The sequence below is a fragment of the Ferruginibacter profundus genome (assembly GCF_054783275.1).
The window spans coordinates 881,045-900,797 of the sequence record NZ_BAAGQW010000002.1 but is presented as its reverse complement, the minus strand read 5'-3'; the positions used below and the strand labels follow the sequence as shown (position 1 = coordinate 900,797).

15 protein-coding genes and 1 tRNA gene are annotated in these 19,753 nt (G+C 39.3%); 10 read left to right on the top strand and 6 right to left on the bottom strand.

The genetic code is table 11. From position 1 onward, the window contains the following. The first annotated feature begins 56 nt into the window (after window positions 1–56). The 6 genes from rpoC to ACYVM0_RS13960 all read left to right on the top strand — a co-directional run bounded on the left by rpoC (window position 57) and on the right by ACYVM0_RS13960 (window position 9,067). Entirely contained in the window at window positions 57–4,349 is a 4,293-nt protein-coding gene (gene rpoC / locus ACYVM0_RS13985; protein WP_460557959.1) for a DNA-directed RNA polymerase subunit beta', read from the top strand. 250 nt (window positions 4,350–4,599) lie between these two features. Beyond that, window positions 4,600–5,097: a hypothetical protein gene (locus tag ACYVM0_RS13980; protein ID WP_460557958.1), complete on the top strand. Its 498-nt coding sequence runs from the start codon at window positions 4,600–4,602 to the stop codon at window positions 5,095–5,097. A gap of 128 nt (window positions 5,098–5,225) precedes the next feature. Further along, window positions 5,226–5,834: an OmpH/Skp family outer membrane protein gene (locus ACYVM0_RS13975; protein ID WP_460557957.1), complete on the top strand. Its 609-nt coding sequence runs from the start codon at window positions 5,226–5,228 to the stop codon at window positions 5,832–5,834. Window positions 5,835–5,889: 55 nt separating this feature from the next. Beyond that, the gene (locus tag ACYVM0_RS13970) at window positions 5,890–7,338 is read left to right on the top strand and encodes an APC family permease (protein ID WP_460557956.1); all 1,449 of its coding nucleotides are present in this window, start codon (window positions 5,890–5,892) and stop codon (window positions 7,336–7,338) included. A 6-nt stretch (window positions 7,339–7,344) separates the two neighbouring features. After that, complete coding sequence (locus ACYVM0_RS13965; RefSeq protein ID WP_460557955.1) at window positions 7,345–8,340, top strand: bifunctional heptose 7-phosphate kinase/heptose 1-phosphate adenyltransferase; 996 nt, start codon at window positions 7,345–7,347, stop codon at window positions 8,338–8,340. A gap of 10 nt (window positions 8,341–8,350) precedes the next feature. Beyond that, on the top strand, window positions 8,351–9,067 hold the full coding sequence (locus tag ACYVM0_RS13960; RefSeq protein WP_460557954.1) for a cell division FtsX domain-containing protein: 717 nt from the start codon (window positions 8,351–8,353) through the stop codon (window positions 9,065–9,067). Here the strand turns inward: ACYVM0_RS13960 and ACYVM0_RS13955 are convergent. Then, window positions 9,057–9,734, bottom strand: coding sequence for a DUF6498-containing protein (locus ACYVM0_RS13955; protein ID WP_460557953.1), 678 nt, complete (start codon window positions 9,732–9,734; stop codon window positions 9,057–9,059). The genes ACYVM0_RS13960 and ACYVM0_RS13955 overlap by 11 nt on opposite strands. Before the next feature lie 75 nt (window positions 9,735–9,809). Between ACYVM0_RS13955 and ACYVM0_RS13950 the strand changes: the two genes are divergently transcribed. Together ACYVM0_RS13950 and ACYVM0_RS13945 are read left to right on the top strand one after the other, a co-directional pair. After that, window positions 9,810–10,760 (top strand): isoaspartyl peptidase/L-asparaginase family protein, encoded by a 951-nt coding sequence (locus ACYVM0_RS13950; protein ID WP_460557952.1) that lies wholly within the window; start codon window positions 9,810–9,812, stop codon window positions 10,758–10,760. Window positions 10,761–10,839: 79 nt separating this feature from the next. Next, window positions 10,840–11,529, top strand: a complete 690-nt coding sequence (locus tag ACYVM0_RS13945) for an IspD/TarI family cytidylyltransferase (protein ID WP_460557951.1) — start codon at window positions 10,840–10,842, stop codon at window positions 11,527–11,529. 6 nt (window positions 11,530–11,535) lie between these two features. Here the strand turns inward: ACYVM0_RS13945 and ACYVM0_RS13940 are convergent, their stop codons facing one another. The 5 genes from ACYVM0_RS13940 to ACYVM0_RS13920 form a co-directional block, all read right to left on the bottom strand. Continuing rightward, a complete protein-coding gene (locus tag ACYVM0_RS13940; RefSeq protein WP_460557950.1) occupies window positions 11,536–12,447 on the bottom strand; it encodes a GNAT family N-acetyltransferase in 912 nt (303 codons plus the stop codon). Next, a complete protein-coding gene (locus ACYVM0_RS13935; protein WP_460557949.1) occupies window positions 12,447–15,284 on the bottom strand; it encodes a M1 family metallopeptidase in 2,838 nt (945 codons plus the stop codon). Before ACYVM0_RS13935 ends, ACYVM0_RS13940 begins: the two co-directional genes overlap by 1 nt. 81 nt (window positions 15,285–15,365) lie before the next feature. Beyond that, window positions 15,366–16,763, bottom strand: a complete 1,398-nt coding sequence (locus tag ACYVM0_RS13930; RefSeq protein WP_460557948.1) for a sugar transferase — start codon at window positions 16,761–16,763, stop codon at window positions 15,366–15,368. Window positions 16,764–16,802: 39 nt separating this feature from the next. Continuing rightward, window positions 16,803–17,774: a Gfo/Idh/MocA family protein gene (locus tag ACYVM0_RS13925; protein WP_460557947.1), complete on the bottom strand. Its 972-nt coding sequence runs from the start codon at window positions 17,772–17,774 to the stop codon at window positions 16,803–16,805. Between the two features lie 123 nt (window positions 17,775–17,897). Next, window positions 17,898–18,866 (bottom strand): acetyl-CoA carboxylase carboxyltransferase subunit alpha, encoded by a 969-nt coding sequence (locus tag ACYVM0_RS13920; protein WP_460557946.1) that lies wholly within the window; start codon window positions 18,864–18,866, stop codon window positions 17,898–17,900. 477 nt (window positions 18,867–19,343) lie between these two features. On the opposite strand from ACYVM0_RS13920, the gene ACYVM0_RS13915 reads away from it, so the two are divergent. Further along, window positions 19,344–19,417, top strand: a tRNA-Asp gene (locus ACYVM0_RS13915). Between the two features lie 40 nt (window positions 19,418–19,457). Further along, window positions 19,458–19,748: a GIY-YIG nuclease family protein gene (locus ACYVM0_RS13910; RefSeq protein ID WP_460557945.1), complete on the top strand. Its 291-nt coding sequence runs from the start codon at window positions 19,458–19,460 to the stop codon at window positions 19,746–19,748. Window positions 19,749–19,753 lie beyond the last annotated feature (5 nt).

Sequence of the window (19,753 nt, the reverse complement as noted above, 5' to 3'; positions counted from 1 at the left end):
ACGTATCACGACTGACGAAGATTATTCATTATTAATTACTAATTATTAATTATCATATGGCATTCAAAAAAGAAAACCGTCCGAGGGCAACATTTTCACAAATCACTATTGGTTTGGCTTCTCCGGATAGTATTTTGGAAAAAAGCTATGGCGAAATTTTAAAGCCTGAAACCATCAACTACCGTACTTACAAACCTGAAAGAGATGGTTTGTTTTGCGAAAGGATTTTTGGGCCGGTAAAGGATTATGAATGTGCCTGCGGAAAGTACAAGCGTATACGTTATAAGGGTATTGTGTGCGACCGTTGCGGTGTGGAAGTAACAGAAAAGAAAGTACGTCGTGAAAGAATGGGACACATTAAACTGGTGGTGCCTGTGGTGCATATCTGGTACTTTAAATCTTTACCAAACAAAATTGGTTATTTATTAGGAATGAGCTCTAAGAAATTAGAGAGCATTGTATATTATGAAAGATTTGTGGTGATACAATCTGGTATCCGTGCTGATAAAGGACAGAACTACGGTGATCTGTTAACTGAAGAAGAATACCTGGATATTTTAGATACATTGCCAAAAGATAATCAGCATCTGCCTGATGAAGACCCAAACAAATTCATTGCTAAGATGGGTGCACAGGCTGTACATGATATGTTACAGCGCATCGACCTGGATCAACTGAGTTTTGATCTGCGTCACTCTGCTGCCAACGAAACATCTCAGCAACGTAAAGCAGATGCATTAAAGCGTTTGAGCGTTGTAGAAGGTTTCCGTGATGCCAATACAAGGATCAACAACCGTCCTGAGTGGATGGTAATGCAATATATTCCTGTAATTCCACCGGAATTACGTCCATTGGTGCCATTGGATGGTGGCCGTTTTGCATCATCTGATCTTAATGACCTTTATCGCCGTGTTATTATCCGTAATAACCGTTTAAAAAGATTGTTGGAAATTAAAGCTCCTGAAGTGATCTTACGTAATGAAAAACGTATGCTGCAGGAAGCGATAGATAGCTTATTTGATAACAGCCGTAAATCCAATGCTGTAAAAGCAGAAGGTGGCCGTGCATTGAAGTCATTGAGTGATGTGTTGAAAGGTAAGCAGGGACGTTTCCGTCAGAACCTGTTAGGTAAACGTGTGGATTATTCAGGTCGTTCTGTAATTGTGGTAGGACCGGAATTGAAAATGCATGAGTGTGGTTTACCGAAAGACATGGCTGCGGAATTATTTAAGCCGTTTATTATTCGTAAACTGATTGAAAGGGGTATCGTTAAAACGGTAAAATCTGCCCGTAAATTAGTTGATAAAAAAGAAGCTATTATCTGGGATATCTTAGAAAATATTCTGAAAGGTCACCCGGTAATGTTGAACAGGGCCCCAACCCTTCACCGTTTGTCAATACAGGCCTTCCAGCCAAAATTGATTGAAGGTAAAGCGATACAATTGCATCCATTGGTAACCACGTCGTTCAATGCGGATTTCGATGGTGATCAGATGGCGGTACACGTACCATTAAGTAATGCAGCGGTATTGGAAGCCCAGTTATTAATGCTTTCTTCTCACAATATTTTGAACCCACAGAATGGTACACCTATTACCCTTCCTTCACAGGATATGGTGCTTGGTTTGTATTACATTACCAAGGGTAAAAAAACAATCGGAGATGATATTGTAAAAGGCCAGGGTAAAGCGTTTTATTCTGCTGAAGAAGTAATTATTGCCTACAACGAAAAGCAGGTTGATCTTCATGCTAACATAAGGGTAAAAGCCAATGTGCGTAATGCTAATGGTACTTTAACCAATAAATTAATTGAAACAACTGTTGGTCGTGTAATTTTTAACCAGCACGTTCCGAAAGAAGTTGGTTTTATCAATGCACTGTTAACCAAGAAATCTTTACGTGAGATCGTTGGTGACATTTTGAAATGGACCAATGTTCCGGTTACAGCTAAATTCTTAGATGATATTAAGACATTGGGGTACCGTATGGCGTTCCGTGGTGGATTATCATTCAACATTAATGACCTTATCATTCCTGATGTTAAAGAACAATTGATTGATAATGCGCAAGGAGAGGTGAGTGAAGTGTGGGATAACTATAATATGGGTTTAATTACCAATAACGAGCGTTACAACCAGATCATTGATATCTGGAGCCGTGTGGATACCAAGGTTACTGAAACCCTGATCCGTGAATTAGCAAATGATAAACAAGGTTTCAACTCTGTTTATATGATGCTGGATTCGGGTGCCCGTGGTAGTAAGCAGCAGATCAAGCAGCTGGCTGGTTTGAGGGGATTGATGGCCAAGCCGCGTAAATCAGGTTCATCAGGATCTGAGATTATTGAAAACCCGATCCTTGCAAACTTTAAAGACGGCTTAAGTGTATTGGAGTACTTTATCAGTACGCATGGTGCCCGTAAAGGTTTGGCGGATACGGCTTTGAAAACAGCGGATGCTGGTTACTTAACACGTAGGCTGGTGGATGTTAGCCAGGATGTGGTTATCAATGAAGAAGATTGCGGCACTTTACGTGGTATTGCAACTTCGGCATTAAAAGATAATGAAGATATCATTGAGCCATTGAGCGACAGGATTGAAGGTCGTACTTCTTTACATGATGTATTCCATCCTGTAACTGAAGAATTGCTGATCAATGCAGGTGAAGAGATCAGTGCTGATATGGCGAAGAAGATTGACGAAAGCGGTATTGAAACTGTTGAAATACGTTCTGTATTAACCTGCGAAAGCAAACGTGGTGTGTGTGTGAAATGTTATGGTAAAAACCTTGCCTCCGGTATGCTGGCACAAAGAGGTGATGCTGTAGGTATCATTGCTGCACAGTCTATCGGTGAACCGGGTACGCAGTTAACCTTACGTACTTTCCACGTGGGTGGTGTGGCAGGCTCTGCTTCTGTAGAATCTACATTACCTGCTAAGTTTGATGGTACCATACAGTTTGATGGTTTACGTACAGTGGCTACTGAAGATAATGAAGGCAAGAAAGTACATGTGGTAATAGGACGTACCGGTGAGGTGAGGATTATGGATGTGAAGAACGATCGTTTATTAATTACCAATAACGTTCCTTACGGTGCTACATTGAATGTGAAAGACGGACAGAAAGTTACCAAAGGTGAAGTGATCTGTACCTGGGATCCGTTCAACAACGTTATTGTTGCTGAAGTGGGCGGACAGGTTAAATTTGAAGCATTACTGGATGGTATCACTTATCGTGATGAATCAGACGAACAAACCGGTCACCGTGAAAAAGTGGTTATTGAAACAAAAGATAAGACCAAACTGCCTACTATCATTGTAGAAGGTAAAGAGAAGAAATCTTATAACTTACCGGTAGGCTCACACGTAGTTGTAGAGGAAGGAGATGATGTGAAGAGCGGACAGGTATTGGTTAAAATTCCAAGGGTATTAAGCAAGCTGAAAGATATCACGGGTGGTCTGCCACGTGTAACAGAATTGTTTGAAGCAAGAAACCCAAGCAACCCTGCTGTGGTTTGTGAAATTGATGGTGTGGTTGCATTTGGTGCTATCAAGCGTGGTAACAGGGAGATCATTGTGGAAGCTAAAGACAGCGTGGTTAAGAAATACCTGGTTCCATTGTCCCGCCAGATCCTGGTACAGGATGGTGACTTTGTAAAAGCCGGTGCAGCATTAAGTGACGGTCAAACTGCTCCTGCTGATATCCTGGCTATTAAAGGACCATTTGCTGTTCAGGAATACGTGGTGAATGAGATACAGGAAGTATATCGTTTGCAAGGTGTGAAGATCAATGATAAACACGTAGAAGTTATTGTAAGGCAGATGATGCGTAAAGTAACTGTTGAAGATGCCGGCGATACTAAATTCTTAGAAGGAGATACAGAAGACAGGCACGACTTTAATGCTGAGAATGATTACATCTTTGACAAGAAAGTTGTAACTGAGCATGGTGATAGTACTAAGTTGAAAACCGGACAGATCGTTACTTTACGTGATGTACGTGAAGAAAACTCAGTATTAAGAAGAGCAGATAAAAAATTAGTGGAATTCCGTGATGCACATCCTGCAACCTCTTCACCGTTGTTGTTAGGTATTACCAAGGCATCATTAGGTACACATAGCTGGATATCTGCTGCATCCTTCCAGGAAACTACCAAGGTATTGTCTTCTGCAGCCATACAAGGTAAGACAGATGAAATGCTTGGCTTGAAAGAAAACGTTATTACAGGACATCATATACCGGCTGGTACAGGCTTACGTGAATTTGAAAATATGATCGTGGGTAGTAAAGAAGAATACGAATTGCTGATGACTACAAAAGAAGCAATGAGTTTTGATGACGAAGAGTAATTAGTACAGGTAGAACGAATTTTCAATTCGTTTAAAATAGCAAAGGAGCAAGATGAAAATCTTGCTCCTTTTTTGTTTAGTACAATGAATTTTCAATTCGTTTTTCTTTTATCCCAGTAATTAAAATTACTATGCCCGGTGACAAAGAGCAGGCTAATCCTGGACCCGTAATTATTTTATATTTACTGATTTCTACTTATCTTAGTTTGTATAATTACACCATTTTTTATAACTCTGAAAGCCTGGCCAGATGGAAGATTCTACTCATGTATTTAATGAAAGATTAAAAAGAATAGAACCTGTTTCAAAAAAGTGCAGTTATTGTTTTGATGGCATTGCAGAAAAAGTAAATGACAGCTATTTTGTACCCATTTTCAGAGAAAAAGACAGGACCAATATTATCGTATACCGGTCTGTAAAGTATGCTAAAATTGATATTGGCATTCCAAGATGTGCTAATTGCAGATCGATACACGAGGCGTCTAAAAAGAAGGCATTAGTAATTGCAATGGTAGCGGCAGCTGCAGTGTTGGCATTTACAGTATATAATTTTATTGAGTTTAATGTTTTTGTGAGTGTTATACTTTTCTTCCTGGCAGGCTTTGTTGGTTTTGGAGGATATGTATACCTCCAAAATAATTTTTCCCGTAAAGCGGGTATCAATACTTTAAAAGAAGGTGTTGAAAATGATCCGCTGGTACAGGATTTTTTGATGAAAGGCTGGAGTTTAACATTGCCCAGTGCATAAGTTAAATATTGTAAATCTTTTAAGAAAAAATTGAAAAACTGTACCGTTAACCCTTTCCTAAAACTTGGCTGGTAAGCATTGCCAAATCTTGTTTTGTCGTTATCTTGCTACTTGTAAACCGTTGTGAAATGAATAAGTTATCGATTGCTATAAACCTTGTCCTGCTGGCGGCTGTTGGTTATTTGTATTATAATAATTTTTCGGCGAAAAAAGGGGGAGATAAAATAGCGGCGGAAAATAAAATAGCAAAGGACAGTTGCACCACCCAGCATCGAATAGCTTATGTAGAGCTTGATTCGCTGAATGAGCACCTGGTATACCTTAAGCAAAACCGGAAAAGCCTGGAGGCCGATCAAAAAGTGGTAGAAGCAAAAATTGCGGCTGATTATAAAGCATTGGAAGCAAAACAGGAAAATTTCAAACAAAAGAATCCCAATCCAAGGCCCGAAGATATTCAGAATTTACAGGCTCAATTAATGCAGGAGCAACAGAATATAGAAACGGAAAGGCAGAAGCAATCGCAGATATTTAACCAAAGGAGTTTTAGCCTGATGGAAAAAATTCAGAAAGACCTGAAAGCGTTTTTATCTGAATATAACAAAGAAAAAAAGTTTCAATACATATTTACCACAGGGGGTGGCATGGATTACCTTATTTATAAAGACAGCACCCTTGATATTACCAAAGATGTGATCATAGGCATGAATGAAAGATTGAAGCCTGATACCAATAAGTAATTCAATCCAATAAAATTATTTATCTTGTTCCGGTATATTAAACCGGAACTTTTTTATGGCAGAAAAAACCACTGATCTATTAGAGGATAATTTAACCCAGCCATCTTTTAAACCCAGCCTGGGCTTATTTGATGCCACCATGGTAGTTGCCGGCAGCATGATAGGCTCCGGTATTTTTATTGTAAGTGCCGATATTACCCGGAACGTAGGCAGTGCCGGCTGGCTGATTGCAGTATGGCTGATAACCGGTTTTATGACGCTTACTGCAGCAGTAAGTTATGGTGAGTTAAGTGCGATGTATCCTAAAGCCGGAGGACAGTATGTGTATTTAAAGGAAGCCTTTAACCCGCTGGCGGGATTTTTATATGGCTGGAGTTTTTTTGCTGTGATACAAACAGCCACCATTGCTGCAGTAGGTGTGGCATTCAGTAAATTTGCCGCTTATCTTTTTCCTTTTTTAAGCGAAAAAAATATCATTGCCGATCTTGGGTTTGTCACTATATCTGCGGCACAAATTGTGGCGATCGTTTTAATTATTTTTCTTACCTACGTTAATACCAAGGGAATTGAAGGCGGAAAACTGATCCAGCGGATTTTTACCTCTACAAAATTGTTAGCCCTTTTTGGATTGATCATATTTGGATTCTTTGCTGTAAAACATAGCTTTTGGCAGGAGAACTGGCAAACAGGTTTTACTGCCATGAAATATAATACAACAGATTTAGGCCCCGCCTGGCTGCCTATTGGGGGTAGTGCATTAATTGGCGCCATCGCGGCATCAATGGTAGGTTCTATCTTCAGCAGCGATTCGTGGAATAATGTAACTTTTATTGCCGGGGAGATTAAGAACCCTAAGAAAAATATTGGCCTGAGCCTGTTTTTAGGGACCCTGATTGTTACGATAATTTATGTATGCGCTAATTTGATGTATTTAAATGTACTACCCTTACATGATATTGCTTTTGCAGAAAACGACAGGGTAGCAGTTACCGCAGCTAAAAATATTTTTGGCGATGCCGGTACTTATGTAATTGCAGTATTAATTATGATTTCCACTTTTGGTTGTAATAATGGATTAATACTGGCAGGGGCAAGAGTGTATAATACGATGGCTAAAGACGGTTTGTTTTTTAAGAAAGCAGCCAACTTAAATAAAAATTCAGTTCCTGAATTTGCCTTATGGATACAATGCCTGGTGGCCGCTTTACTTTGCCTTAGTGGTAAATATGGCGATCTGCTGGATATGATATCGTTTGTAGTAGTGTTGTTTTATGCACTTACTATTATTGGTATTTTTATTTTAAGAAAGAAAAGACCCGATGCCGAAAGGCCCTATAAAGCTTTTGGTTACCCCGTGCTGCCTGTTATTTATATTATCCTGGCATTGATATTTTGTGTGTTTCTTATTTTAATGAAACCCCTGTATGCCGGAATAGGCCTGGGTATTGTACTTATTGGTATCCCTATTTATTATATTGCGATCTCTAATCAGAAAAAGGTGTAATGTTCTATGTCTGTTATCGATTTTGAAAAATTATTTCACCAGTTTAGTCAATTAAAAGTTGCCGTAATAGGCGATGTGATGCTGGATACGTATTGGTGGGGAAAAGTAGACCGCATTTCTCCTGAAGCACCCGTGCCCGTAGTGGCAGTAAGTAAAAAAGAATTACGCATTGGTGGTGCAGGAAATGTAGCGTTGAATTTACAATCGCTGGGTGCGGCGGTAAGTGTATTGAGTGTGTTGGGTAAAGATGATGACGGGGAACAACTCACAAAATTATTTGCCGGCAATCACATCAATACAAAATACCTGGTGTATAGCGAAGAACGCATTACTACCAATAAGATAAGGATCATCAGCCGCAACCAGCACATGATGCGGTTAGATGCAGAATTGACCAATGATATCAGTACAGCTGATGAAGAAAGACTATTGTATGCATTCGAAGAATTTATTGCCGCTGAATCACCTGATGTTGTAGTGCTGGAAGATTACAATAAAGGGGTACTTACAGAAAACATTATCACCAAGATCATCAGTTTATGTAAACATCATAATATCATTACTACTGTTGACCCCAAACGAAAAAACTTTTTTGCGTATAAGGGGGTTGATATTTTTAAGCCCAATTTAAAAGAAGTAAAAGAAGGATTAAATATTTTATCTGATGATATTACTTTAAGCCTGCTGAAAGATATTCACCTGCAATTGCAGGATAAACTGCAACATAAAATATCCTTTATCACCTTATCGGAAAAAGGGGTTTTTTATAATGATGCTGCTACAGCCGCACTTATTCCCACACACATACGCAACATTGCCGATGTAAGCGGCGCAGGCGATACCGTTATTGCCGTGGCTTCATTGGTTTATGCCGCAACAAAAAATATCACCTTAATGGCCGATGTGGCCAATATTGCCGGCGGACTGGTTTGCGAAGAAGTAGGCACCGTTGCTATTGACAAAGAAAAATTATTGCACGAGTGTATTCAGTTACTTAAATAAACTGACCGGGATGCATAAGATCTGCTTTATTGTTTTTATTTGCTGGCTGTATTCCTGCAATACAAAAAACAGTATCGACAGCAATAAGTGGCAAATACTCGACTCTTCCCGTTCCTTAAAGTATACCATTTCTGAAACAGGAAAAGGAGGAAAAGGAATTGTTTCCATAAAATATTTTGGTTGGGCTAAAGATGGAGAAATTATAGAAGATACTGCATCTGAACCCCAATTCTACATTAAAGAACTGATTACTCCGGCACTGGTAACTAATAAAATAATAAAGCAATTACCTATAGGGACTACGGGATTTGTAAGTATTAATACAGGAGATATTTTTCAGCAAACCTATTCGGAGCTTACTCATTACGTATTGTATTTTAGTGGTATAGTTACTGATAAAATGCTTAATGAATATTCTGTAAAACTGGAGTCAATGGGAGTGTTTAAAAAGATTGAACTTCTAAGTTCTGAAAAAGCGCTTGATAAATTTACAGAGGATAATGAGGACACCACATGGAAGTCGTTTATAAAGAGTAACCCTTTACCGGCATCCATTGAGCTTACATTGAAGAAAGAATTTCTTACCAAAGAAACCTACGATTCTATAAAGAATGTCTTATCCGGCTTGCTGCCCATGGCAGAAATTCAATTGCCTTCCGTAAACATCATGTTTAATTCAGATAACAGGACAAAGCAGGAATTAGTATATAAGTTTGTTATTTTTTAAGTTCATCTTTCAATCGCTGCCTTCTTTCTGCAACTTCCAATAATCTTTCGAAGTTCACGAATAGTTCAAAGAAAATTTTCACGACCACAAATACCAGTATAAATATTTTTCCTGCGCCAAACGATAAAAATATGCTGCCAACAATCACTACAAATTGCTGCACAAAAATTCTGAGGTAGGGCTGAAATAATAACCTGCCCATGCTGATCGTTTTATATTCTCCTGAACTAAAGAAACTGAAAACATTTTGTGCGGTGTAATAAACAATAAATATCAGCAGGAGCAATCTTCCGTTGGGCCCCAGTAGTTCAGGTATCTTTGAATACCGCATTAACATGGAGCCATCCGGCAACATTCCGGTGATGGCAAAAAATATTTGTGTTTGCACAAAAACAAAAAAGCCATAGTGCGCAATAAAAAAGAAAACAAATAGCCAGCCGCTTTGCATACTGGTGCTGCCGCCATTCTCCCATACATCCTGTTTTTTTACAAAAATAGTTACGCAGGCCATCTTAACTACATTGATCAATCCTACAATTACAGTTTCCATACAATACACCAGGAACACTTGCCTGGCATCCCAGTGCTCAAACCAAACACCATACAAGGGAACCAGATTAACAACTATTAAAAAGAAATCGCTTATTGTTAACTTACGTTTAAACATTGGCTGAAAATTGTAGAAGTTTTATGGCAGTAAATTAGATACTTTTGAGCATACAACTAATACCCACCAACACGTATGCAAAAGCTATCGATTGCGATTCACGGCGGCGCCGGAACTATTTTAAAAGAAGACATGACACCAGAGCTGGAGGCAGCTTATCTAAAAGGGCTTAATGATGCATTAAGTGCAGGGTATGCTGTACTGGAAGAAGGAGGAACAGCAGTGAATGCAGTAAAGGCGGCCATTGTAATACTGGAAGACAACCTGATGTTTAATGCAGGCCGTGGCTCGGTATTTACAAAGAAAGGCGTGCAGGAAATGGATGCGGCGATCATGAATGGTAAAGACCTTACCGCCGGCGCAGTGGCAGCAGTACGTAATGTACGCAACCCCATTGAGCTTGCGGCCGAAGTAATGCTGAACAGTAACCACGTTTTTTTAAGCGGAAAAGGTGCCAATGATTTTGCCATTAAGCAAGGCATTAAATTAGAACCGGATGAATTTTTCTTTTCGCAATTCAGGTACGATCAGTGGAAAGCGATAAGGGATAGCGATAATTATTCTCTTGATCATACACACCAGGGACTGGAAGAATTATTTAAGGATAAAAAATTTGGTACCGTTGGTGCCGTAGCCTGCGATGGTGATGGTAATATTGCTGCAGCAACAAGTACCGGAGGTATGACCAATAAAAAATATGGCCGTATCGGCGACAGTCCTTTAATTGGTTGCGGAACGTATGCCAATAATAAAACCTGTGCAATAAGCTGTACCGGCCATGGCGAACCTTTTATACGTGCAGTAGCAGCACATGATGTGAGCTGCCTGATGGAATACAAAGGGCTGAGTTTACAGGAAGCAATGGAAGAGGTGGTAAATAACAAATTACCAAAGATGGATGGCGAAGGAGGAATGATAGGCGTGGATGCTGCCGGAAATGTGGCGATGGTGCTGAACAGTGCAGGTATGTATCGGGGTATGAGAAATAGTGATGGAGAAGATTACGTGAAAATATACCACGATTAGTTTGCTTTGAAGCAATTTCTTTTATCTAAGAATCCTATCGTATTTTTGTGTACTCATTATTTTAAGTACTCAGTTTACAATGGAAGAAAATACAATTCAATTAAAAAAGGTTGCCGTTATTGTAGCCGGTGGTACCGGAACCAGGATGAATAATACGGTACCTAAACAATTCTTATTATTAAATCACAAGCCGATACTATATTATACCATCAATACATTTCTACAATCGTATGATGATATGCAGATCGTTTTAGTTTTGCCCGAAGAGTATGTTGCCGCAGGCCAGGAAATTATAGATGCTTTTTTTGATTACAGCCGGATTAAGATCACCACAGGAGGCCGCACAAGATTTCATTCCGTACAGAACGGCCTGCGTTTAATTAAAGAAGAGTGTATTGTATTTGTACACGATGCGGTACGTTGCCTGGTAAGCAGTGATCTCATTAAGCGTTGCTATAATGCTGCTATAGAATTCGGGTCGGCCATTCCTGTTATTGATAGCAAGGATAGTGTGCGTATTGTTACAGGTGAAGATAATGCCGCAGTAGAACGAAACAGTGTTAAGCTGGTACAAACACCACAAACCTTTCATAGCAAAATTTTATTGCCTGCTTTTAATATCGATTACAAAGATAAATTTACAGATGAAGCCACTGTGGTGGAAGCATTTGGATTAAGGATTCACCTGGTGGAAGGCGAGGATGATAATTTTAAAATTACAAAGCCTGCAGACCTTATAGTAGCAGAACAGATCATCTCCGGTAATTAACAACAATTATTTTTTAAAGAATTGAAGTAAGCGGGGCAGCCTGTTTAACTTAATGCCGCAATATTTTTCTTCTGTTGCGCCAAAGCTGCTGTAAAAAAATGCCAGTGAACGAATGTCACTTCCTTCAAAATCAAGCAATAGGTTTTGCCCGGCATTATCTTTTATAAAAGCATTGATGAGTGCATGAGAAGCACCAACAGTCTTTCCATCCGGATGGTTACCTACCAGTATATAATAGGCCCTTGTTCCGTCAAAAAAAAATGCAGCTGAAGCTACCAGTTGCCGGTTGCTGTAAGCGCCGTAGGTGATGGCTTTATGTTGCTGGTGCAATAAATTGTACAGGCTGGTGATGTGGTTAAAATCATCATTGCCAGGTGGTGCAAATGTTCCGGATTGTTGTTTTGATAAGTTTACAACATCCTGCACCCGGATATCTTTTTTTATTTCGCCTTTAAGTTGTGCGAATTTTTTAATGTTGCGTTGCGTTGATTCTTTGAAATTACTATAGAGATGTTCGTATGTTGAATTGAGGTGTAACACATAATTCATCCGCTCGTACAATGAAAAACCAGCAGGGGCAAAATAATTTCCATGGTTTAAATAGATATCCCAGTATTTAAATTTTTCCGGAATGGCGGAAAGAAATTTTTTTACCAGATCTGCAGTAATTTTTTTGCCAAATACCCCCAACGCCGCAGTGAATGACGGTTGATACAAATAACTGATGCGGTATTTGGTATTGAAGGTTAATGGCATTACTGCTTCGTAGTCATTTAATACCAAAGCATCCCATTGTTTTGCCATGGTGTCTAAATAAAACGAGTATCCGTATATAAGCCCGTTATCTGCGTTAGCAATACAATGGTCCCACTTTTTTTTATCTATATTACGATGCAGGAGATAATGAATACTTTCCATCAAAAAGGAATTTGAGGGATTAATTTTCTCAACGATACATTTTGAATATCGATACTGAAAGAGATTGTTTTTACAAATCTTTTTTCCGGGATGGTAGATAAAAAATAATCCCTGTACACTTTACTGTACAAAAGCGGGAAATAAACATTGAGTACATTTTTAAATAAAGATAGTTGCAGGCCGGCGTCATAAATAAAACGCCCCGTAGCCGCATTTTTTTGCCAGGCTTCTGCATAGGTTCCAATATCGAGGAAGGCCTTTAATGGAATTTTTACCGGCAGCATTTGTAAAGGGTTGATATTTTTAGGTATATCAGTAGTAAAGTTGGCAGCAGCAAGCCAGTCGTCTGTTTTACCTATTTTATTACTTAACAGATCAGTTCTCACTTTAAAAGCGCCATCCCTGACCATGATCTGTTGTGCTGAAAATTTATCGAATTCGTTACGGCCGAAAAAGTAATTGCTGTAGGTATAATCCTCATAACCTTTTGGCCCGGTCATATTCAGGTGGTAAGGATCGGTTTCAAATTGCCTGATGAATGTTTTATCACCTGTATAAAAGAATTTACCTGCAAAGATCCTCATATTCATTCCGCCGCCTTTGGCATAATTGAAAAAATAATTTCCTGTAAAACCAGTGCGTACAAAACCATCACCCTGTTCTACCTGCAGGTTGCCTTTGTAAGGATATAATGCCCTGTTATTTTCCAGCACAAACTGCAACTGGTTTATATATCTTGATTTAACAGGATAGGTGATGATATCAATCTGCCTGATATCATCTCTTGTAAACAATAATTGCTGCTCATTAATGAGAAAAGTTTTCCATTGTACAAATTTTGTTACAAGGCTCCTGGGATTTTTATTGGCAAATACAAATCTGAAAGAAGGAACAATTTTTGAAAAATATAAATAATTCAGTTTAGCAGTAGAGTCTGTAAAAGTATCGCCATTGAAAGAAGCGCCCGAAACAGACAACTCGGCCTTTTGCCCTTTACTACCGGGGAACCAGCTATAGCTTATTCGGCCGATACCATTTATTCTTTTGCTTTTGGAAGAATATAAAGGTGCAGCTACAAACTGAAATTTACTGGCGGGGAAAGTATAATTATGAAAAATACCGCCCAGCATTAATTTATCATAAAAGTTATAACCCACTGCCGGTAAAAAAGAAATGTAATGGTGCTTATTACTTTCTTTGGCGTTAAATAAAAAAGCGAAACGGATATCTTTTTTAGCATTATTTTTTACAATGCCCCCTTTTGTATTCAGTAAAGAAAATGCAGCATCTAAATTTTTGCCACTTACATCTTCCAGTACTTTTTTAAAATCTTCGGGGTATGGATGTTTAAAACTCCAGCGGCGGTAATATTCTTTCATGCAGCTATCAAAAACGGGCTGCCCCAATGTAGTCTCCAGCAACTTCATCCATTGCCCGGTTTTGGTATATGCTACCATATTATAATTGGCAAAACTGAAATTTTCTGAGGCTGTTGCTATAGTCTGATCTTTTTTAGCATTGACCAACGCCTGTAAAATAGCAGGCTCTATATCTTTCGGCAACCTGTTTTTTATAAATGCAGGTTTAACCTGCAGGTCTAAAGATGTGCTGCCATATTGCTGCAGCGCATAACGGTTATCGTAAAACGTATTCATGCCCTCATCCATCCATGGGTGCAGGCGTTCGTTGCTGGCCAGTATGCCGTAAAACCAGTTGTGGCCTGCTTCGTGATTGATAACAAAGTCAAGCATCTTTTCGCTGCCGCCTGCATCTAATAAAGTGATGGTAGGGTATTCCATGCCACCGCCATTGCCGCCATCAACCACACTTACAACGTTGTAGGGATATTCTGCCAGCCATTTACTTTTTGTAAGTATGGCCTGCCGGGTGAATGCAATACTGTTTGCCCATATGGTTTCATTTGCTGCATAGTAAAAAACATATACTGTGATTGTTCTTCCCGATGGTAGTTGTAAAGTATCGGTTTTAACAGAAAATGTTTTATCAGCAAACCATGCAAAATCGTGTACATTGTTTTGTATGTAATGAAGTGTTTTTGTTTTTTTTGAAGAAGCCACCACCGGTTCTTTAACGGGAGTGATGGTACTTTTCTTCTGTTCTTTTTTTTCGGCACGAAAAACCTTACGAGCTTTCAGCCAGTTTTTTTCATCCTGCTCCTGCAAATCACCTGTAGCAGCTACCACGTAATTTTCAGGCACTGTTATCTGCACTTCATAATTCCCGAACTCACTGTAAAATTCTCCCTGGTCTAAATAAGGAATAGGGTGCCATCCTTTGCGATCGTACACTGCCGGTTTGGGGTACCATTGTGTGGCCTGGTAGGCTTGCTCCACATGCCCGCCTCTTGAAAAATTATAAGGCAGCTTTACATGAAAAGGTGTTTCTATTTTGCAGCTGCTTTTTGGCGCCAGCGGCGTTGGCAAAATTAATTTAATGATATCCTGGTGTTGCGGATGGTCTGCTGTTTTTGCTGTGATGGCATTTACACGAAAATCGAGCCGGTTGATATAACCACGTTTATCATTATCGGCAAAATAAAATGCCGTGCTGCCATTTTCCAGCTGCTGATCGCTGAATGCTGTGCGGTCGTTTTTATAGGCATTGGGCCAAAGATGTATCCATATAAAATAAAGTGTATCAGGCGAATTGTTGATGTAATCCATCTTTACAAAACCATCTAATGTATTGTCGGCATCATTAAGGGTAACATCAATTTTATAATTTACCTGTTGCTGCCAGTAGGAAGAAGGCTGCTGGCAAAAGGCAGTTATAAAATAACAGTGAAACAGAATAAATAAAATGAAAATTCTCTTCAAGGCAAAATGGTTTCTCCAAAAATAAACAAATCAGTGCATTTGGCTAAACTTTATAATTATAGCGTACATAATGCCCGGTTCCTATTTTCCTTTACCGCTGAATATGATTTTTATAGTATGTAACATGATCTTGAAATCCAGGGCAAGGGATATATTTTCCACATACATCAGGTCGTAAGGCATGCGTTCAATCATTTCGCTTACCGAGGAGGCATACCCAAACTTAACCATACCCCAGCTGCTGAGGCCCGGTTTTACTTTAAACAGATAATTATATTCGGGGTGCTGCTGAATGATCTGGTTGATATAAAATTTTCTTTCAGGCCTCGGCCCTACTAAACTCATATCTCCTTTAATGATATTCCATAATTGAGGAAGTTCGTCAAGCCGCCATTTGCGCATTACCCTGCCCCAGCGGGTTATCCTGGGGTCATCATCAAAACTCAATTGCGGCCCGTTTTTTTCAGCACCATCTTCCATACTGCGAAACTTGTACATTATAAAGGGTTTGCCTTTGTAACCTATCCTTTCCTGTAAAAAAAATAAGGAGCCTCTGGAAGAAAGGATAACCCGTAAAGCCGTAAAAATGATTAACGGAGCAAGTATGATGCCGGCAGACAGTGCTATTGCAATATCCAGTAAACGTTTTATATTTTGTTGCCAGGAAGAAAGCAGGCCGGAATGCAGGTCGATCAGTGGTATGCCCAATACATTATTGGTTTGAACGGCGCCGCTTAAAATATCCACCGTGTCGGGAGTGATTTTTATGTTTACGTTTTTATCACTCAGTTGTTGTAGTACTTTTTCTATTTTCTCTCTTTCTTTTTTTTCTACCGCAATAATTACTTCTTCAATATTATTCTCAGCAATTACCTGCTCCAGGTTTTCTGTACTGCCAAAATTGATAATAGCTGCCGGTAATTGCGACCCGCTGTTACCATTGGTGTTTACAAATCCTGTTACGCGGTAACCCGTTTTTTCTTTATTATTGATAATTGCTTTGTACAGGTCAAGTGCATTATTGCTGGACCCTACAATAAGGGTATTAAAAAATACCGTACCATTTTCGAGCTGTATTTTTACTTTCTTTAAAAAAAACACCCTGGTGATATAGGTAATAAAAACCTGTATACCCAGTAAGGAAAGAAATTCTTTATAATAGATGTTGTAATCGCCGGTGGCATCATACAATAAAAAAAGAAAAAGAATAATACTGCTGCCGGCAAGGGAATGATTGAAAGTGTTTATGAATTCCAGCAGGCGTGATTTGTGGTAAATATTATTATAGCTACCGGCAAGGTGGTATAAAATAACCCATGCAACGGGATACAAAATTAACCCGAGGTAGAATTTATGGCCCGCTAAAAAAGCTTCGCCGATAATTTCCTTTCTTACAAAATAAAAGATCACCCATGCTATTACTGCTGCAATACAATCGCCTGCCGCATACCATCCAATATGTATCCTGAACTGTTTCAAGTAAAAATAAAAGGGTTAAGAATTATTGCGCAAAATACATCAGCTATGGTTTGCCTTGCTTATCTTTTCCAATATCTGGTGTGCCACATCCATTGCCCTGAACCCGTCAACCACACTAACCGGGGTATTGGTATTGTTCACTATGGCGTTCCTGAATTCTTCCAGTTCCATTTTAATGGCATTTACTTCCGGTACGTTGGGATTGGCAATGGCAATAGTTTTTTTGCCGCTGTTGGTTTCTATATCAAAAGTAAAAACATTTTTATCGCCGGGGGTATTCAGTTTAATGATCTCTGTTTTCTTTTCTAAAAAATCAATACCAATGTAAGCATCTTTTTGAAACAGGCGCATTTTGCGCATTTTCTTCATAGATATCCTGCTGCTGGTAAGATTAGCCACACAACCATTATCAAACTCAATTCTTACGTTGGCAATATCAGGGGTATCGCTCATTACCGAAACGCCATTGGCGCTGATATAATTCACATTGCTTTTTACAAGGCTTAAAATAATATCAATGTCATGTATCATCAGATCCAGTATCACACTTACATCAGTACCCCGTGGATTAAATTGGGCCAGGCGGTGTACTTCAATAAACATCGGTTGAAGACTATATTCCTGTAAGGCTAAAAAGGCAGGGTTAAATCTTTCCACATGCCCTACCTGGAATTTGATATTGGCTTCTTTGGCCAGTTTTACCAATGCCCTGGCTTCATCCATAGTATTGGCCAGGGGCTTTTCAACAAATACATGTTTACCTTTTTTTATAGCGGCTTCGCATAGTTGAAAATGAAAACTGGTAGGGGCAACTATGTCCAGTGCATCGCAATCATCTATTAATTGTTCAACAGATTCATAGCGGGGTAAATTATATTTTTCACTAACGGATTTTGCATTTTCATCATCGGTATCACAAAAACCAATCAACTGCACGCCTTCAATTTCGGCCCAATTGTTTAAATGAAATTTTCCCAGATGACCAGCACCGATAACGCCAACTTTAAGCATAAAAGCAAATGTTTACATCAAAGTTACTTGATTATTGCAAGTGATTGAAACTTAGTATTTAACAGGGTGTCAATAAAAAAGAGGCCATGAATAAGCCTCTTGATAAGTTCAGTAATGTTATTGTTATTCGTCCCAGAATCCCATTTTTCCGAATTTTTCAATTCTTTGGTTGATTCTTTCCTGCGCCGGAATTTTTTTAAGTTCGGCTATTACCGGTAATAAATAGTTTTTTAAAATCTGCCCGGCCTCATCATAATCCCAATGACTGCCGCCCAATGGTTCGGGAATAACGCCATCTACCAGGCCAAATTGCAACATATTTTCGCCGGTTAATTTTAACTGATCGGCCGCAGTTTCCTTTTTATCCCAGGTGCGCCACAAAATGCTGCTGCAGCTTTCGGGAGAAATTACGGTATACCAGGTATTTTCCAGCATAAAAACCTTGTCGCCAACACCAATGCCCAAAGCGCCCCCACTGGCACCTTCGCCGATAATAACGCATATTACAGGTACTTTAAGGCGTATCATTTCGTAAATATTGCGTGCAATGGCTTCGCCCTGGCCTCTTTCTTCAGCTTCCAGGCCGGGATAGGCACCCGGGGTATCTATTAAGGTAATGATGGGCTTATTGAATTTTTCTGCCAATCTCATCAGGCGTAAAGCTTTTCTGTAGCCTTCGGGGTTGGCCATACCAAAATTTCTCAGCTGCCTCATCTTGGTATTAATACCTTTTTGCTGGCCAATGATCATTACCGTTTCCCCATCCAGCTGGGCAAAACCGCCCACCATAGCTTTATCGTCTTTCACGTTTCTGTCGCCATGCAGTTCTATAAAATTGGTACACATTTTATCAATGTACTTAAGTGTATAAGGCCTGTCGGGATGGCGGCTGAGCTGCACTCTTTGCCAGGGGGTGAGGTTGCTGGTTAATTCTTTTTTTGTCTCTGTAATTTTTTGTTCCAGCTTGGCTATGGTATCACTAAGGTCGATCTTGCTTTTTTCGGCACTTGCTTTTTGCAACTCTATCTGGTCGTACAGGTCCTTTATGGGCTTTTCAAAATCTAGGAACTGTCTGTTTTTAAGCTCTGGCATGTAAGTTTATGCGGTTTGGTTTACAATTCGTTTACTGGCAAAAGGTTTTTCTTATTGTAAGATAGAGTGTAAAATTAGGGATTACAATATTTTAATAAAAGTTTTGGAAGGAGAAAATCAAAAACCTATCTTTGCACTCCCGAAAAAAAGAAGGCAGGTCAATTCCTGATTCTGGCTTCAGCAGCGGGGTAGTAGAGTTAGTTAGAATGTAGCGCTGTCATCCCAACAAGTTGGGGACGGGTTCGAAAAAAAAGTTCTTAAAATATTAATAAAAGTGTTGGATCGGTAGTTCAGTTGGTTAGAATGCTGCCCTGTCATCCCCAACAAGTTGGGGACGGGTTCGAAATAAAAAGTTCTTAAAATATTAATAATAGTGTTGGATCGGTAGTTCAGTTGGTTAGAATGCTGCCCTGTCATCCCCAACAAGTTGGGGACGGGTTCGAAAAAAAAAGTTCTTAAAATATTAATAATAGTGTTGGATCGGTAGTTCAGTTGGTTAGAATGCTGCCCTGTCACGGCAGAGGTCGCGGGTTCGAGTCCCGTCCGGTCCGCAAGAAAGGTTGTCTCTATAATAAGAGGCAGCCTTTTTTTATGCAATTATTTTATGTGTATATCATACAAAGTGAAAAAGATGGATCGTTTTACAAAGGTTTTTCTTTGGAGCCCCTTGTAAGGTTATCACAGCATAATAACCAGGAATCAGGATACACGTCTCATAAAGTTCCCTGGAAATTATTTCACCTGGAAATATTTGACAATAAAACTGCTGCATTAAAAAGGGAAAAGGCTTTAAAGAAATACAGTCATCAGCAAATATTGGAATTATCTAAAAGTTATAAGAATCAATTGCAGCAATTTTTTGCAAAAGGTTCAGAGGGTTAACATGC

What these genes read in the sequence shown, in the direction of transcription:
- rpoC (WP_460557959.1), top strand. Translation starts at nt 57, where the DNA reads ATGGCATTCAAAAAAGAAAACCGTCCGAGGGCAACATTTTCACAAATC.
- ACYVM0_RS13980 (WP_460557958.1), top strand. Translation starts at nt 4,600, where the DNA reads ATGGAAGATTCTACTCATGTATTTAATGAAAGATTAAAAAGAATAGAA.
- ACYVM0_RS13975 (WP_460557957.1), top strand. Translation starts at nt 5,226, where the DNA reads ATGAATAAGTTATCGATTGCTATAAACCTTGTCCTGCTGGCGGCTGTT.
- ACYVM0_RS13970 (WP_460557956.1), top strand. Translation starts at nt 5,890, where the DNA reads ATGGCAGAAAAAACCACTGATCTATTAGAGGATAATTTAACCCAGCCA.
- ACYVM0_RS13965 (WP_460557955.1), top strand. Translation starts at nt 7,345, where the DNA reads ATGTCTGTTATCGATTTTGAAAAATTATTTCACCAGTTTAGTCAATTA.
- ACYVM0_RS13960 (WP_460557954.1), top strand. Translation starts at nt 8,351, where the DNA reads ATGCATAAGATCTGCTTTATTGTTTTTATTTGCTGGCTGTATTCCTGC.
- ACYVM0_RS13955 (WP_460557953.1), bottom strand. Translation starts at nt 9,734, where the DNA reads ATGTTTAAACGTAAGTTAACAATAAGCGATTTCTTTTTAATAGTTGTT.
- ACYVM0_RS13950 (WP_460557952.1), top strand. Translation starts at nt 9,810, where the DNA reads ATGCAAAAGCTATCGATTGCGATTCACGGCGGCGCCGGAACTATTTTA.
- ACYVM0_RS13945 (WP_460557951.1), top strand. Translation starts at nt 10,840, where the DNA reads ATGGAAGAAAATACAATTCAATTAAAAAAGGTTGCCGTTATTGTAGCC.
- ACYVM0_RS13940 (WP_460557950.1), bottom strand. Translation starts at nt 12,447, where the DNA reads ATGGAAAGTATTCATTATCTCCTGCATCGTAATATAGATAAAAAAAAG.
- ACYVM0_RS13925 (WP_460557947.1), bottom strand. Translation starts at nt 17,774, where the DNA reads ATGCTTAAAGTTGGCGTTATCGGTGCTGGTCATCTGGGAAAATTTCAT.
- ACYVM0_RS13920 (WP_460557946.1), bottom strand. Translation starts at nt 18,866, where the DNA reads ATGCCAGAGCTTAAAAACAGACAGTTCCTAGATTTTGAAAAGCCCATA.
- ACYVM0_RS13910 (WP_460557945.1), top strand. Translation starts at nt 19,458, where the DNA reads ATGCAATTATTTTATGTGTATATCATACAAAGTGAAAAAGATGGATCG.